11 protein-coding genes are annotated in these 16,306 nt (G+C 36.4%); all 11 read left to right on the top strand.

The genetic code is table 11. The features are described from left to right. The first annotated feature begins 416 nt into the window (after nucleotides 1–416). Complete coding sequence (locus tag IGI71_RS16335; RefSeq protein WP_430615956.1) at nucleotides 417–3,098, top strand: MucBP domain-containing protein; 2,682 nt, start codon at nucleotides 417–419, stop codon at nucleotides 3,096–3,098. A gap of 573 nt (nucleotides 3,099–3,671) precedes the next feature. Then, nucleotides 3,672–4,880 (top strand): AI-2E family transporter, encoded by a 1,209-nt coding sequence (locus IGI71_RS16330; protein WP_008380309.1) that lies wholly within the window; start codon nucleotides 3,672–3,674, stop codon nucleotides 4,878–4,880. A 414-nt stretch (nucleotides 4,881–5,294) separates the two neighbouring features. After that, nucleotides 5,295–5,726 carry a MarR family winged helix-turn-helix transcriptional regulator gene (locus tag IGI71_RS16325; protein WP_087664520.1) on the top strand — a complete coding sequence of 144 codons (432 nt, stop codon included), beginning with the start codon at nucleotides 5,295–5,297 and terminating at the stop codon, nucleotides 5,724–5,726. Next, nucleotides 5,719–7,974, top strand: coding sequence for an ATP-binding cassette domain-containing protein (locus IGI71_RS16320; RefSeq protein WP_430616361.1), 2,256 nt, complete (start codon nucleotides 5,719–5,721; stop codon nucleotides 7,972–7,974). Before IGI71_RS16325 ends, IGI71_RS16320 begins: the two co-directional genes overlap by 8 nt. Before the next feature lie 730 nt (nucleotides 7,975–8,704). Continuing rightward, complete coding sequence (locus tag IGI71_RS16315; RefSeq protein ID WP_430615954.1) at nucleotides 8,705–9,157, top strand: MarR family winged helix-turn-helix transcriptional regulator; 453 nt, start codon at nucleotides 8,705–8,707, stop codon at nucleotides 9,155–9,157. Nucleotides 9,158–9,355: 198 nt separating this feature from the next. Further along, nucleotides 9,356–10,054 carry a B3/B4 domain-containing protein gene (locus tag IGI71_RS16310; RefSeq protein ID WP_430616360.1) on the top strand — a complete coding sequence of 233 codons (699 nt, stop codon included), beginning with the start codon at nucleotides 9,356–9,358 and terminating at the stop codon, nucleotides 10,052–10,054. Between the two features lie 256 nt (nucleotides 10,055–10,310). Beyond that, the gene (locus tag IGI71_RS16305) at nucleotides 10,311–12,872 is read left to right on the top strand and encodes a cation-translocating P-type ATPase (RefSeq protein WP_430615953.1); all 2,562 of its coding nucleotides are present in this window, start codon (nucleotides 10,311–10,313) and stop codon (nucleotides 12,870–12,872) included. A 309-nt stretch (nucleotides 12,873–13,181) separates the two neighbouring features. Next, complete coding sequence (locus tag IGI71_RS16300; RefSeq protein ID WP_430615952.1) at nucleotides 13,182–13,643, top strand: helix-turn-helix domain-containing protein; 462 nt, start codon at nucleotides 13,182–13,184, stop codon at nucleotides 13,641–13,643. Nucleotides 13,644–13,785: 142 nt separating this feature from the next. Further along, a complete protein-coding gene (locus IGI71_RS16295; RefSeq protein ID WP_139960460.1) occupies nucleotides 13,786–13,992 on the top strand; it encodes a hypothetical protein in 207 nt (68 codons plus the stop codon). A gap of 1,119 nt (nucleotides 13,993–15,111) precedes the next feature. Continuing rightward, nucleotides 15,112–15,360, top strand: a complete 249-nt coding sequence (locus tag IGI71_RS16290) for a hypothetical protein (protein WP_081119374.1) — start codon at nucleotides 15,112–15,114, stop codon at nucleotides 15,358–15,360. A 54-nt stretch (nucleotides 15,361–15,414) separates the two neighbouring features. Further along, the gene (locus IGI71_RS16285) at nucleotides 15,415–16,029 is read left to right on the top strand and encodes a CPBP family intramembrane glutamic endopeptidase (protein WP_430615950.1); all 615 of its coding nucleotides are present in this window, start codon (nucleotides 15,415–15,417) and stop codon (nucleotides 16,027–16,029) included. The last annotated feature ends 277 nt before the right edge of the window (nucleotides 16,030–16,306 follow it).

The following is a 16,306-nucleotide window of genomic DNA, read 5'->3' as shown; positions in this document are numbered from 1 at the left end:
GAACGATAGAGGACAGACGTGAAAAATTGCGAGAAGCTAAACGTGCTTATTGAATCCTATGCACTTACCAACTATGACACGGGAAAAGCAGAATTGGTCAAAGGTAATGCAGAAATGATCTATCTTATCATGAATCTGGGCCTCTCTTCGACGTTTGGTCCACGTCGGGAAGACTTTCACTAACTATCATTTAACAAAGATAGAAACTTTCATTCTTTAAACTTTGTTCTGGGTTGTTAAAAAACAAAGAGGAACTATTATTACATAATACCAAGTATCTTATAAAAATAATGATTATTTTTGGTTGAAGGAACTCTGTCCTTGCTTGAAAAGTATTTACTATAGAATACATTATTACTACAATAGATGAGATATAAAAATAGGTGGTTAAAAAAATACCACGATGGAGTTGGCAGATGAAAAAGAAAATTTTTTCCTACATATCTTTGGCAAGTTTAATAGTACCTTCTTTTTTTGTTCCCATTGTGAATGTTCGATCAGATGAGCAACAAGAAAGTGTAGCACAAGCAACTAATGAAGAATCTGAAAATATGAGTAATTCGAGTACAACGCTGGATTCTTCAACAACGCAAAGTGAATCTTCTGATACTTCGACAGAAGATAATAATGAATCCACGGAAGAAACAACAACGCAAAGCTCTTCTAACAACGCAAAGTATTCTGGCGAAGATCAGGGGAATAGCCAAGTTGAAAATGAGACGACAAGTCAAAGTTCTGCAAATCCATCTGAGGTTGCAGTAAATAATGATCAAGAAGATTTTGCAGCTTGGCTTCCGGATCCAGCACTACAATCCGTAGTTGCTAAATCTTTAGGTATAGATGTGTCCAAAATCACGAAGGAACAGATGAGCAAACTTCAGACTCTCTATATCTACGCTGCAGATTCCGCTATTGCTGATTTGACAGGCTTGGAATATGCAACAAATCTATCATCATTTTATATGAGCGGCCAAAATCAGGTTACTGACTTTTCCGTTCTCACTTCGTTAAATAACTTAGTTTATGTATATTTGATGGGTGCTAATGTAACGGATGATAATGTACCAAACTTTGGTGCCAATTTAACTAGATTAAATCTTAGTTCCGCAAATGTAACCGATGCTGTATTTTCAAAAATAGTTAATATGAAAGGACTAGAGTCGCTAAGTTTCGAGTCCAATATGAATATTACGACAATTGCACCTCTGGTTGCATTACCAAATCTAACAGAATTAAGAATACAGTTCTGTGGCGTGACAGATTTTACTGTGATAAATGAGTTTTCCAAATTATCAAACTTAGCTGCTTATGGCCAAAACACAGGAAGAAATGATGCGATTACTTCATTATCTGCAAAAGAGTTAAATTACGATCCCGATAATCAATCATTTTTTGTTCCATTTTCCATTATGCCTAATCGTTTAACAAATTTTGATGGATATCAGCCTCCTTTTACAAAATCGAATAGTACTAGTCAGACGTACTTTGATTTGAATGGTGTACAGGTACCCTCCTCAAGATTAAGTATTACAGAAGATGGGATTACTGTATCTGGGGTTACTCAAAGTGAATTTGAAAGTATCGAAACAATGGAGTATAACGCACGACTGAATAATCCTGCCGGATCCTATGCTCAACCAGATGGATATAGTTTTTACGCCATTTCTTCAGGAACCTATTTGCACCAATTTTCGATCAATCATCAAGAAGCCGCTGCAGATGTTACGTTGAGTTATATTGATACTGAAGGGAATGAATTGAAGCCTTCTCAAAAAATTAGCGGTAATATTGGTGAATCTTTTGATGCAACAACGCCAGAGTATAAGTTAGAAGTAGACGGGTATACTATAAAAGAAGTTCAAGGTAATCCGACGGGAACCTTCAGTGATACAGCGCAAGAAGTCGTGTACGTATATGAACGCAGCGATGCAGCACCAGTCACAGTGAAATATCAAGATTCCGAAGGGAATCAGTTGGCAGATCCAACGGTATTAAGCGGCAAAGTAGGGTTACCATACACAAGTGAAGCCAAAGAGATCTCAGGGTGGTATGTAGTAGAAACCCCAGATAATGCTTCAGGCACCTTCAGTGATACAGCGCAAGAAGTCGTGTACGTATATGAACGCAGCGATGCAGCACCAGTCACAGTGAAATATCAAGATTCCGAAGGGAATCAGTTGGCAGACCCAACGGTATTAAGCGGAAAAGTAGGGTTACCATATACAAGCGAAGCCAAAGAGATCCATGGTTGGTACGTGGTAGAAACCCCAGATAATGCTTCCGGCACCTTCAGTGATACAGGGCAAGAAGTCGTGTACGTATATGAACGCAGCGATGCAGCACCAGTCACAGTGAAATATCAAGATTCCGAAGGGAATCAGTTGGCAGACCCAACGGTATTAAGCGGAAAAGTAGGGTTACCATATACAAGCGAAGCCAAAGAGATCCATGGTTGGTACGTGGTAGAAACCCCAGATAATGCTTCCGGCACCTTCAGTGATACAGGGCAAGAAGTGGTGTACGTATATGAACGCAGCGATGCAGCACCAGTCACAGTGAAATATCAAGATTCCGAAGGGAATCAGTTGGCAGACCCAACGGTATTAAGCGGAAAAGTAGGGTTACCATATACAAGCGAAGCCAAAGAGATCTCAGGGTGGTATGTAGTAGAAACCCCAGATAATGCTTCCGGCACCTTCAGTGATACAGGGCAAGAAGTGGTGTACGTATATGAACGCAGCGATGCAGCACCAGTCACAGTGAAATATCAAGATTCCGAAGGGAATCAGTTGGCAGACCCAACGGTATTAAGCGGAAAAGTAGGGTTACCATATACAAGCGAAGCCAAAGAGATCCCAGGGTGGTATGTAGTAGAAACCCCAGATAATGCTTCCGGTACTTTCAGTGACGCAGCTGAAGAAGTCGTGTACGTATATAACACTAAAGCGCATAATCCTAAGAACAATGGTAATTCAAATAATCATTTACCAAAAACTGGACAACAGATTAAAGGACAACTGATTTTAAGTAGTGTCGGAGCTTTGTTAGTCACACTCGTATTTGTAGCAATTAAAAAACGTAAAAGAAGTAATCGATAAGAGGAAGAAAGAGTGTTCAGAAAATGATCGTTTCTGGACACTCTTTTTGAATCAAATTTCTAATAATACTATTCGATATTGTGTATAGAAACCTACAATGAAATCTATGTCTAGATAAAATAGGAGTCGCTAAATATAAGAATAATTCATTTAAGGAATTGCAAACTTTAAAGTTCTTGATTCATTAATGTTTCACCTGTTTTTCATTTTTGATTAGGCTCTTTTTATTATGTTCATTTAAGCTAAAGGTATAATTTTTTGGGAGGCTGATTTCGCATTGATAATTAAAATTTATTTATTGTGAATGATTATAAAAAGTTCTGAAAATACTAAAATAATAAAGGGAGTTTGTCAAATAATATAGAGAAGATAGCTCATTAATCAATCTGAAAAACACCTCTAGGCTAGAGATATAGCTTAGAGGTATTTTTATGACTAATTATGGTAAGATTATTAAATAAAAGTTGTCTTCATTTCAAATCGCATCGAATCCTCAAGTGGGGGAGATTAGTAAATGAAAAGGTCCATTTGGGGTGAGCTAATCTTTACAAGAAAAGAAGGTTGATTTAGATAATGAAAGAACGGGGAGAAGAAATGAAAAAGAAACATAAAGTGATACAAATGTTGGGTGGGGCTACACTCTTATACATCTTAGCGGTCCTGTTTATAGGTGGCGCAACACTATTGCTGTTCAAAAATCTTACCTTTTTGATTGAGCCAGTAGTTAAAGTATTTCAGGTGGTTCTTCCTCCGTTAACTATGACGCTCGTTTTATATTTTGTACTTAAACCAGTTGTAAAGTTTTTGGTAGGGCTAGGACTTTCAAAAGTACTGAGTATTATTATTACATTATGCACACTTACTGCTGCCTTCATCTTGTCAACTGCCCTCGCACTGCCGTTACTTATCCAACAATTTGAACGATTGATCGAAAACTTCCCAAATTATTTGATCGAAGCTGAACGAGTAATAGAAACTTTTATACAAAATACTAGATATGAACAAGCATATCATGAGGGACTCGAGGTTCTGGCGAATTGGATAAATCAAGTTTCTAATAATGTGGGCGTATATCTGGGCAATATTATTTTCGGTGCTTCACAAGTGTTTTCAACGATTACCCATGTCCTATTGTTGTTATTGACAGTGCCGATCATCACGTTCTTTTTATTGAAAAATGACCGTCAATTTGTAGAGTATTCTTTAGGTATCTTCCCCCCTAGATTACGTCATGAAGTCAAAGAAATCATTCGGACGATGGAAAATCAGGTGGGCGCCTATCTAAAGGGCCAACTAGTCGTTTGTGTGATCATAGGAACATTGACTTTTATTGGCTTCTTAATTATCGACATGCCTTTTTCTGGAAGCTTAGCATTTCTTGTTGGCGCAACAGCTATCGTTCCTTATATCGGACCGGTTGTAGCCTTTTTCCCTTGTGCAATCATTGCAATCATGACGTCTCCTACGATGTTCATTCAGTTGTGCATTGTCTGGATCGTTGTTCAATTATTAAATGGGGAGCTGATCGAACCTCAGGTCATGGGAAAACATATGGTGATCCATCCAGTAACAATTATTTTTGTGCTATGGATAATGGGTGAACTTTTCGGCATGTTTGGGTTGATTTTCGGTATACCACTTTATGCAATCGTGAAAGTGTTAGTGGTGTTTGGGTTTCGAAAATTTAAGCAGCGATACAATCGCATACATGCGGAAGATGTTCCCTATGAAGAAACTGAATTTAGTTTAGAATCATACACTAAGAAAAGCAGCCATGGTTAACGAGGGAAACCTGTTGAACAAATGTATTCAATTACGCATGTCCTGCTCAAATTGATCGTCATAAAAGGTGCGATCCAAATTGATCGTTTGAGTTAAATCATTTGCTTTGATAGTGAAAGAAAGATTTTTAATACATAGAGTGCTTGGAAATATCTATTTTCTGAGTACTCTATTTTTAGTTTGGGCCGATGAATTTCCGATAATTAAGTTTTCCAGTGTCAGAAATTCATTGGATCATGACTCCTTTATAGCCATTCCAATAACTTGTCGTTTTTCTACGAAAGAGGCTGCTTGACTAAGCAGGAATCAACGCGCAACAATGATAAGCGCCAGATGGATAGACTACCTATTTGACATCTGATTTCCCAAATGATATAGTTTCCAAATAGAAATCAATTTGAAGGGAAGTTTTCAATGAATAATTTAGAAGAGGTATTAGTAAACTTACAATGTGAATTGGTGGCTGAAAGAACCAGACTAAATCCTAAAACAATTAGTTGGCTTCAATATGATATTTTAAATATTCTAAATTCTGAAACTGAGATGCGCCCGTCAAAAATGAGTGTTTTGCTAGGAATTAGTAGGACAAAACTTTCAAAGGCGTTAAAAGAGCTAAAATTAATGAATTATATTCAACAGAAACCCAATGATACAGATGGTCGAGAACTACTCACTTTTTTGACAAAAGAGGGAAGTCATTTATTAACAACTATTGATAATGGACATACACACTTATCTGAAATCGCAAATGCAGTTTTTAACCGGAAGGAAAAAGAGCAGTTCGCTGAACTAGCAAAGAAATATTTAGAAGCGCTTAAAACGGAAAGGCTGAGGTATGATGAATGATCTCATTTCTATCGAAGGAGCTAAAACAAACAATTTAAAAAATCTTTCTCTGAAACTTTCTAAGTATCAAGTAACTGTCGTAACAGGTGTTTCAGGCTCGGGAAAATCTTCTTTGGTATTTGATACCTTAGCAGCTGAATCCCAACGATTACTAAACGAGACCTATTCGAGTTATATCCAACAGCTACTACCTCACTATTCTCAACCGATCGTTGATAAAATAGAAAATCTACCAGTATCTATTGTGATTAATCAGAAGAAACTAGGAGGAAATGCACGTTCCACAGTTGGAACTGTAACAGATATATATTCAAGTTTAAGGCTGCTATTCTCGAGGGTCGCAACCCCTTTTATTGGATATTCTATGAATTATTCGTTTAATAATCCCAAGGGCATGTGTGAAGTTTGTAAGGGATTAGGTGAGGTCAAAGAGATTGATGTCGATAAATTAATCGATTTTGACAAATCTTTATCAGAGGGAGCTATTCAATTTCCTACTTTTCAACCGGGAGGATGGCGCCTGTCTAGGTATACAGAATCTGGTAATTTCGATAACAATAAAAAAATTAAAGATTACCTAGCAGAAGAATTGGACCGTTTACTAAATGATCTCGGCAGCACTCCAAGTAATCCTACGAATAAATGGCCAAAAACTGCACGTTATGAAGGGATCATTCCCAGAATTACCAAAAATTTTATCGAAAAAGAAAGCACGCAATATAGTGCAACATTAAATCACATTCTGCAAGTGAAAGAATGTCCCAATTGTCAAGGCACTAGAGTAAGTAAACTCGTTCGCTCTGCAAAGATAAATGGAAAATCGATCGCAGACTGTGTGAGGATGCCTATTCCTGAACTAAACAAATTTATTAAAGAGATTCATTCTTCTGTTGTTCAGGTGATTTTGAAAGATTTAAGTAAGAAACTACAGAGTTTGGAGGAGGTTGGCTTAGGCTATTTGTTTCTTAACCGTCCAACAGCAACATTATCTGGTGGAGAATCTCAAAGAATAAAAATGGTTAAACATCTTAACAGTGCACTTAGTGATATTCTATACATTTTTGATGAGCCTAGTATTGGACTCCATCCAGAAGATATTCAAAAAATAGCAAAGATAATTAGGGGGTTAAAAGATAAAGGAAATACTGTTGTTCTTGTTGACCATGATCCGGATATTATACAAATTGCAGACCATATCATTGAGATCGGTCCAGGATCCGGGGATAGCGGTGGAAAAATCACCTTTGAAGGAACCTATGATGAACTACTGAAGTCGAACACCATCACTGGAAGAGCGTTGGCAGATCAGTTGAACGTTAATACACAAAGACAACAATTTTCTTCCTATTACGAATTAAATGAGGTTAGTTTGCACAATGTTGTAAACGCTTCTGTGGTGTTGCCAAAACAAGCATTAACGGTTGTAACCGGAGTCGCTGGTTCTGGGAAGAGCACACTCATTCGCTATCTTTTTAAAAAAAAATATCCTGAAGCAAGTATATTAGACCAGAGTCAGATAAATGGCAACATTCGCTCAAATGTTCTCACGTATCTAAATGTCTTTGATAAAATTCGGAGCATCTACGCGCAATGTTCTGGTAAAAGTGCCTCTCTTTTCAGCTATAACGGTAAAGGAGCATGTCCTCTGTGCAAAGGCAAAGGAGTGATAAAAATGGATTTGGCTTTTATGGGGGATGCAGAGCAAGTTTGTGAGAAATGCCGAGGAAAAAGATATAACGATGAAGCCTTATCTATTTTATGGCATGGTTTCACTATTTACGATATTTTACAATTATCAGTTCGAAAAGCAGTAGATTTGTTTGATGATCGCTTATTGATCAGAACGATGCAAATTCTCATGGATGTTCATCTAGAGTATATGAAGTTGGGGCAGTCGCTAGATACATTTTCTGGTGGAGAACTTCAGCGTTTAAAGATAGCAAAAATAATTGCTCAAGATACTTCTAACTGTCTAATATTAGATGAACCATCTACCGGCCTTCATGAGGCGGATATTGACAAGTTGTTATTATTGTTAAATAAACTTTTGCAAAAAGGAAATACATTGATTGTTCTAGAGCACAATCTCAAAATAATTAGTCAGGCTCAATGGCTTATCGAAATGGGACCTGGCGGGGGGAACTTTGGAGGTAAAGTATTGTTTCAAGGGTACCCAATAGACTTATTAACGTTAGAAGATTCATACACAGCAAAACATCTGAAAAGATATACAAAAAACAACAATTAAAAAAGGTGTTTATAAGAATTTTAGTTCATGATTTTTTTAACAGCTATATGAGGGGAAGAAATTTAATAGCTTTTGATCTTCTTAATTTTTCGACAAAGAGTGTTAAGAAAGTGACGAATTTCTGGACACTCTTTTTAGATACTATAATTTATATGTATCACTGTATTTTTGTGTTCATAAACTCGTAAATAAATCATTGTTCATTTAAAATTTAGGTTCATGAATATTAGGACAATTCTTAGAAAGAGTCAGAAACTTAATAGTTTTTGATACGTTGGTAAACTCTCATTGAAATAAGCTCGAGAGAGCGTCATAAACTTATGTCGTAAATCTAATGTGAATTTTAGTGATTTTAAACAACGAATTGGATGTAACCAATCAATCTGCGTTAGACAAGGTTAAATAAAAACTTAGCAAGCAAAAAGAAAAAAATTATACGATTCGGGGAAAGTAAATGAAAACGAAGTTGATTCATTTACTACTGTACTAAGCAATCATCTTCATGAATTTGATTTTGAAATTAGGAGAAATTTGGATAGTATTTCCACTTGGAATGTTTGTAAAAGGAGAGTACAGAGAAGTTTTTCTCGGTATTCTCCTGATTTTTTGAGACAAGCTTATTCAATAGACCCATTTTCAAAGAGTGAGTAATAAAGTAAATCAAGCCCATTATTGTTGCATATGCAACAATAATGGGCTATTATAGTGCTAGATAGGGAGGGGATAGTTCGTGGAGGATATACTTCGTGAGATAGGTTCGATCAGTAGAATGTTGGAATCCATTGCTAATATTGAATTTAAAGAGGTTCAACTCAGTAAAGGACAATACATTCACTTAGTTCGTATATTTGAAAATGAAGGAATTATTCCTGAACGATTAGCCGAACTGATCAAAGTTGATCGCACGACTTTGTCCCGGGCGGTAAAAAAGTTAGAGGAAAATGGGTTTATTCTAAAAGAGTCAGACAAAGAAAATAAAAAAATCAAACACTTATACACAACCGCCAAAGGGAAACAAGCGGTTCAATTAATCATAAGAGAAAATAACTATTCAAATAAAGTAGCGATTCAACAGTTATCTGCTTTAGAAAGAAAAAATCTTGCGGAAATGCTGAAAAAAATAAAATCTTCGGTAGAAGTTGATTGGGTCAACGTCAAGAATGGGATCAAAAGAGACTATTAAACGAATAACGCCGCTGGGGAGATTGGATCTGATTGAATGTACATTCATGCTACCTAGGGTAGGAAGCACAGGTAGCTGATATTTTGTTAAAAAGGATATAGCTCGGCTGGCTGCTGAAAAAACAGAGAGCCTGAAAAATAAAGGACATGAATTTGTTCAAATAAACTAAATAGGAGTGTAGAGAAAGTGAAGAAAATAATGATCGATCAAGAATTTTGGGCACTATTTCCAGAAGCACAAGTCAACTGCCTTGTTGTAAAAAATATAAACAATGTTGCCGATGCTGCACACGAAACGTTTTTTACTGACTTGCTAAAAAGTAGTAAAGAACAAGCAAAGCGCTACTTAACGACCGACACCTTCAGTGAAAACCAAGTGATCCAAGAATGGCGAAGTGCTTTTCAGCAATTTAAAACGAAAAAAGGGGTACGCTCTTCCATCGAAGCACTGTTGAAACGGGTGAATCAAGACAGAGAATTTTCTCCCATCAATCCTTTAGTAGATATCTATAATAGTATTTCCTTGAAATATGGTGTCCCTTTAGGCGGAGAAGACCTCGATACAATCGTTGGCGACCTTCATTTAGGCGTTGCAAAAGGCGGCGAATCTTTCTTTCCCTTAGGTGCAGATACTGATTCCCCAGCCTTGGAAAAGGAAGTCATTTACTATGATGAGAAAGGTGCAATTTGTCGATGCTTGAATTGGCGGGAAGCCCAACGTACGATGCTAACAGAAGAGACCACCCATGCTGTTTTATTCATTGAATCGATCAATGAAACGCAACGGGATCGGGCGAATGAAGCAATCAAAGAGTTAAGTCTGTTGATTCAAGAATATTTTAACGTAACAGGTAATGATTATGTGCTAAGTAAAGAAAGTCCTGAAATCATTTTGTAAGGGCGAGCTTCTTGTCTCTAGGATTAGGATGTACACGTACTTTTTCTCGATTTTGCATACGATTCTCTCATTTTGATTGATCGGTCATCGTGAAAATCTTGACCCAAATATTCGGATGTGCAATAATTAGGTGGAATTTAAATAATGACATTAGATTTGTTCGCCGGAATAAATCTTATTGAAGTCAGAAAAACTAACCTTAGGCTTTTATGGTTAGTTTGTCTGACTTCTTTTTTGTTTTAGGAGGTATAGGCAGATGGTAAAAGAACAATTGAAAGAAAACGGAAAGAGCCCTAACCAGTCAGGACTTTCCAGTAAAGAAGCAGAAATGAGGCTAGAAAAATATGGGTTTAATTCCATAGAAAGCAAAGATGAGAAGCATTTTTATGACTATTTGAAAGAGTCGATGAAGGATATTACCATCTTGATTTTAATCGTTGCAACACTCTTATCTAGTTATGTTGCTTTTCAAAATCATCCTGATGATTTTACGGAACCAATAGTCATCTTTTCAATTGTCATTCTTAATCTATATTTGTCGATTCGACAGCAAAAAAATGCGGAAAAATCAATGAGTGAATTAAATAAGATGAGTGTTCCCGTAAGTAAAGTATTCAGAGATGGGGCGTTAAAAGAGATTGAAAGTTTGAACATTGTTCCTGGTGATATTGTTCAGTTGGCATTAGGGGACCGTATTCCAGCAGATGCTAAGCTTTTAACTAGTAGTAATTTCTTTGTTGATGAATCGTTTCTAACTGGTGAAAGTGAACCAAGTGAAAAAGACCCCACCTATATTTCTTCTAAAGAAGATTCTTTAGGAGACAGAAAAGACTTGGTTTTTTCTGGCTCATTGGTCGTCACAGGAAAAGCAAACGTTCGAGTTGAAAAGACAGGAATGAATACGGAAATTGGTAAAATATCGAGCTTATTAAGCAAGGAAGAAACAACCATAGCACCTCTACAAGTAAAAATGCAAAAACTTGGGAAAGTTCTAGGACTAATCGCTATTCTCTCTGGCTTTCTAGCTATTGCTATAGGAATCAGCAAAGGATTGTCTTTAGAGACCAGTATCATGACCGCAATATCAATGGCTGTTGCTGCTATTCCAGAGGTTTTGCCAGTCGTTGTAACAATCTCTCTAGCTGTTGGGATGAGGAATATGGCACTGAAGAAAACCATCGTTAGGACTCCTTCAACAGTAGAAACCGTTGGAGGTGTTTCAATTATCTGCTCAGATAAAACTGGAACAATTACCGAAAATAAGATGATCGTGAAAGAAGTTATTATGATGAAGGATAGACTGACTTCCTGCTTAGAAATAACAGAAGAGAAGGAAAAAAATCTCTTATTTCTTTTCTATCTTGCTAGTTCGATGGAAGAAAATGCAACAGTAACCAGTAATCCAACAGAGTTGGCGATCAGAAAAAAACTGGCATCGCTCTTCACTAAAGAGGAACTAGGTAAAGTCGCTTCAACCTTTGAACAGATTCATGAAGTTCCCTTTGATTCAAAACGAAAAAGGATGACTGTCTTATATAAAGTAAACGACCAATATGTTTCTGTCACAAAAGGGGCTTTTGATCGCTTGGATCTCATTGATGCGAACACCCCTGCCTACTTGAATAAGCATGATGAGTTGGCCAATCAAGCATACCGTGTTTTGGGCGTTGCTTATAAAAGATACGATGAAAAACCTACACGTCTTACTGAAGAAATTCTTGAAAGTCAGTTAGAGTTTGCAGGATTTGTTGGGATTATCGACCCAGCTCGGCCCGAAAGCTATACGGCTGTTTCTATTGCAAAACAAGCAGGGATTCAAACCGTAATGATCACAGGGGACCACTTACTGACAGCAAAAAAAATCGCAGAAGATGTAGGAATTCTCACCGATGGGAAAAAAGCAATGACCGGCGCGGATTTAAATGAAATGAGCGATGAAAAATTAGCCCATGTGATTGATGACTATCGAGTCTTTGCCCGTACTTCCCCAGAAGATAAAATTCGAATCGTAAAAGCATTTCAAAAAAATGATGAGATTGTCGCTATGACTGGCGATGGTGTCAATGATGCACCTGCATTAAAAGCAGCTGATGTAGGGATCGCAATGGGAGGTGGCACAGAAGTAGCAAAGGAAGCTTCTGATATGGTTTTAGTAGACGATAATTTTGCGACGATTGTTCAGGCGGTTGAAGAAGGACGACGGGTATACAGCAATATCAGAAAATCATTATACGCGATGCTTGGTTGCAATATTTCTGCACTGACGATCGTTTTAATTTCCTTGCTCGTTGGGTGGGGAGCACCTGTTACAGCGGTTCAATTGTTAATCATAAAAGTAGTTGCAGATGGAATCCCAGGAATGAGTCTTAGCATTGAACCAGTCGATAAAAAAGCAATGAAGGAAGCCCCTATCACTAAATACACGAGCATTTTTGCGCAAGGATTATTGGTAAAAATTGTAGAAATCTCAATTGTTTTTACAGGCGTCACATTAGGCGCGATTCTAATTGGACGTCTAGAATCGATAGAGGTTTCGCAGACAATGACATTTATTGTATTGGGATTATCAACTATTGTGCATATGTTTAATTGTAGAAGTAAAGAATCTATTCTGAAGCTGCGTTTTTTGAGCAATCCGTTGTTAGTAATGACAACCTTCATAGGTGCATTGATCATTATCTTGTTAGTAACGATTCCATTCACGCAAACCATTTTTGGCTTTGTCTCTCTTCGTGCAGTTGACTGGCTATGGGTAATCGGCTTATCCATTTTTCCTTTAGTGTATATTGAAGTGAAAAAATACTTTGGCTTGTTTTAATGTGAATGATAGGAAGAGAATCTTCTATTAACATATTTTCTTGAGAAATGAGGGAGGGCAAAAACTGGGAAGTTTTTGCGTCTCCTTTAATTATTTACAGATGCTTATGATTTCTGGTTTGATATTATTTAGAAGATATCAGAATGCACAACAACTATTGTTGTAAGGAAGGATTTGGTAGTATATTTCAGGTAAATCACCAGAAGTAGCTAAAAATCCCCTCTATTCTACTCTCTTTTTCAAGAATTCCTGTTAAATGGTAGGTTTTATGTCAAAATGAAAGGTAGAAATCGATGAGGAGTGGTTGAAATGAAGGAAACAATATTAGCAATGAAGCTGAAAGAATATAGAGAAAAAAACAAGCTAACACAAAGTATGCTAGCAGAATTATTAGAAGTAAGTGACAAGACAATCTCAAAATGGGAGTTAGGTGCTACCTACCCTAGCAAAAAAAATATGATCAAAATAGCCGAAGAATTGGATATCTCATTAGAAACATTACTTTTGGAAGAAACTAAGAAAGACAATGAGAATTTAAAAGTAAGTATCAAGTATGGGGTGATTAGTTTTTGCTTGATCTTTTTTGTCACGATGATCGTTACTTCGTTCAATCAAGACTTCAGCACGATTATGAATCTTTCTATTCAAGAAAAATTTGGTGTGCTTTTAAACACTGCTTTAAAATTATTGAGCATCTCGGTGCCGCCAGCGATCATCATTGGCTCCGTGTTTTATTTTTATATCTTCCCTAAAAATAAAAAAGAGAACTAACCATTTTCTCGGTTTCGACAGAAATGGTAGATTAGAGTATAGGAATCAAGTCATGGACGGAAAAACGCATTTTAGATAAAAAAGAATGCTCAGTCTGGCTAGTGTGAAAAGCGCATAAATTTTATAAGAAGGGGAGAACAGGATGGGATTCTTTGGTAAAAAGAAAGAAGTCAGAAATTTAACGAAGGAAGAAGAAGCAGAGATCAAAGAAGAAATGGCACGACAAATGCTTTCAAAAAACGAAAATGATATTGGCATGGTTAAGAAAATTAAAGTCCTGACAAACATGCGTACAGGACAAGCGAAAGACCTATTCCTGAAATTCAGGGATGAGTTAACCGAGAATTAATCGGATAGGGAATCAGATAGCGATTGCCCTTCATGAAGGCGATATTTTGCTTATTATGTTTCTTTCAAAATTGAGATGAATAGAAAGGGAGAATAGATATGAAGAAAAAAACTCTGAAAAATGGTATTTTTGGGTGCTTGTTGTCATAATGGTTGTTGTCTTTTTCTATCTTACTAAGTAAAGAGAATGAATTTTCTTGAAAATAAACACTTACTAAGAATGACTATTTTTGAAGTTATGAATGGATGATGATTTTATGAAAAACGAATATGGATTTACCTTGATTTCAGTTTTAACTATGTTATCCATTAGATTATTATATTGATGAATGAAGCATCCAGAGACCCATTGTTTTCTGAATGCTTTTTTCATCTACAAATCATTCTTTGAGAATACGGCTGTTGCGAGAAATCAGTGATAGTGTATTAGAATATATGATGAATTCTGTTGAAGTAAGCGTACGCTACGAATGAACCAAGAGTGATTGAAATGATCGAAGACAATCATGAGAATATTCATTTACGAGACAAAGAACCGTTTAAAAAGTACTGAATCTTTTTACTACGGACCACAAAACATGTCCTAGAAAAGAATGGCAATCCACCTTTGCTAAGCTAAAGAAAAGAAAATTTTTTTGCAATAAAAACAGTGCCTGACTAAAAATATGAAGTGGAATTTTTAGAGAATCCAGGACAGAAGTCTTTAATAAAATGCCGTTGGTAAGGACGATGATTCGTTTGCTGCTAGCGGTATTTTTGTTAGCATCCCCTCTGATTTTTTCGGAGAAAAGGTCTGCCATTTCGGCACTGTCTTAAAAAAGCACATCGATACTCTAAATACGGTGGATAGCGGTGATTTGGATACGTGTTTCTAGTCTTCATAGAGGCAGATTTCAAGTAAGTCGAATGAAGGAAATTAAACACTTCCTATGTTGTTTGATGGAAGGATTATTAGTGAGGAGACTCCTTTATCCAGCTAAGGAATGACTTCTATAGGATGGTTTCCTTGTTAATTGTTGCAAGTGTGATGTGTAAAAATATTTTAAGTTTCTTTTTTTAATGAATGGTATGTATAATAAGATCATAAAGCAATAAAGTGTATGCTGAAAAGAGGTCTCTTATGAAAAAATTTGCACTCGGCGTTTTTTGTTTCAGTCTTTTTATCACGGTCGTTGGCTTTTTTTTACAAACGATTTTGATCCCTATTCAAGATTTTGACACAATCAGTCAAGAAGAACTTAAGAATATCCAACTTGACCTTGCTATTAATTATCCGTTAGGAATTGGTATGCTCTATGTCGGACTTCCTTTGTTAGTATGCTCCAGTGGTTATTTGGTTTATTGTTATTTTAGAGATAGGAAGAACTGAAAGAAGAGTAAAACTATCTGGAGTATAAAGCTTTCGTTCAATAGGAGGGATAAGTTGAAAAGAGGGTTATTTTTATTGTTTTATGTCCTATGGAAGGGGCTAGCAATACGTGGCATTCCTTCTTCTTATGCAAGATATTTGATGAGTTATAATTATATTGGAATAAAATTACTATTCATTTTATTCGGTACTATACTCTTTCGTAATTATTTAGTGGAGAGTTATCAAAAGCTAAATAAAGTTAAATTAATAAAAATCGTTCTAATCGTTCCTGCGAGTATTATCCTTACCATCGGTTTAATTAATATTCTTTTATTTCGTGATCTCAATGCGTTGATTTTTGTTTATCCCTCAGATCAAAGAACCCTTGCCTTTGTATTTGATGCTCTTTTGCTAGCACCTGTTTTCGAGGAAATGCTTTATCGCTATACACTGATTTATGTTGGAGAAAAACGATGGCTGAGAATCATCACTGCTGTCGGAAGCCTCTTGTTTTTTACTCAGAGTCATAATGTAAATGTGAACGGGAATCTTTTTGCTCTTTTTCCCTACTTTGTCATAGGGTTTTATTTGACGATCACCTATTTACGTAGGGGAAATATTTGGGAATCCATTTTTGCACATAGCTTCTATAATTTCGTTGTGATGGTAGCAGCTATCTTGATCTAAAGATTTCTTCTTAATGTTTCCTCTTAATAGTAGAAGAATTGGGGGCAATTTATTTATTATGTACGTATAGAATCTCTAAAACATATTTGGTGAAAGTACATTTGAGAGGTCAGAGAAGCGTTTTAGGCATGTTGTTTTGTACAGTTCTTATCTACGAATATCTGTCCTTCGTCATTTTGTAAGTCATCATTTAGGGCCCATTGCTAATATGAAAAACAATTCCTTGATCAAAGCAGACTCACTGGCCCTATTTCCAAGAACATTGTCATACTGACAA

This window comes from Enterococcus sp. DIV1279b (assembly GCF_050531515.1).
GTDB lineage: Bacteria > Bacillota > Bacilli > Lactobacillales > Enterococcaceae > Enterococcus_D > Enterococcus_D casseliflavus.
This window is presented reverse-complemented; position numbering and strand designations above follow the sequence as displayed.

Bases quoted from the DNA above. Each gene is read 5' to 3' on its own strand.
- IGI71_RS16335 (WP_430615956.1), top strand. From the start codon at position 417: ATGAAAAAGAAAATTTTTTCCTACATATCTTTGGCAAGTTTAATAGTA.
- IGI71_RS16330 (WP_008380309.1), top strand. From the start codon at position 3,672: ATGAAAGAACGGGGAGAAGAAATGAAAAAGAAACATAAAGTGATACAA.
- IGI71_RS16325 (WP_087664520.1), top strand. From the start codon at position 5,295: ATGAATAATTTAGAAGAGGTATTAGTAAACTTACAATGTGAATTGGTG.
- IGI71_RS16320 (WP_430616361.1), top strand. From the start codon at position 5,719: ATGAATGATCTCATTTCTATCGAAGGAGCTAAAACAAACAATTTAAAA.
- IGI71_RS16310 (WP_430616360.1), top strand. From the start codon at position 9,356: ATGATCGATCAAGAATTTTGGGCACTATTTCCAGAAGCACAAGTCAAC.
- IGI71_RS16305 (WP_430615953.1), top strand. From the start codon at position 10,311: ATGGTAAAAGAACAATTGAAAGAAAACGGAAAGAGCCCTAACCAGTCA.
- IGI71_RS16300 (WP_430615952.1), top strand. From the start codon at position 13,182: ATGAAGGAAACAATATTAGCAATGAAGCTGAAAGAATATAGAGAAAAA.
- IGI71_RS16295 (WP_139960460.1), top strand. From the start codon at position 13,786: ATGGGATTCTTTGGTAAAAAGAAAGAAGTCAGAAATTTAACGAAGGAA.
- IGI71_RS16290 (WP_081119374.1), top strand. From the start codon at position 15,112: ATGAAAAAATTTGCACTCGGCGTTTTTTGTTTCAGTCTTTTTATCACG.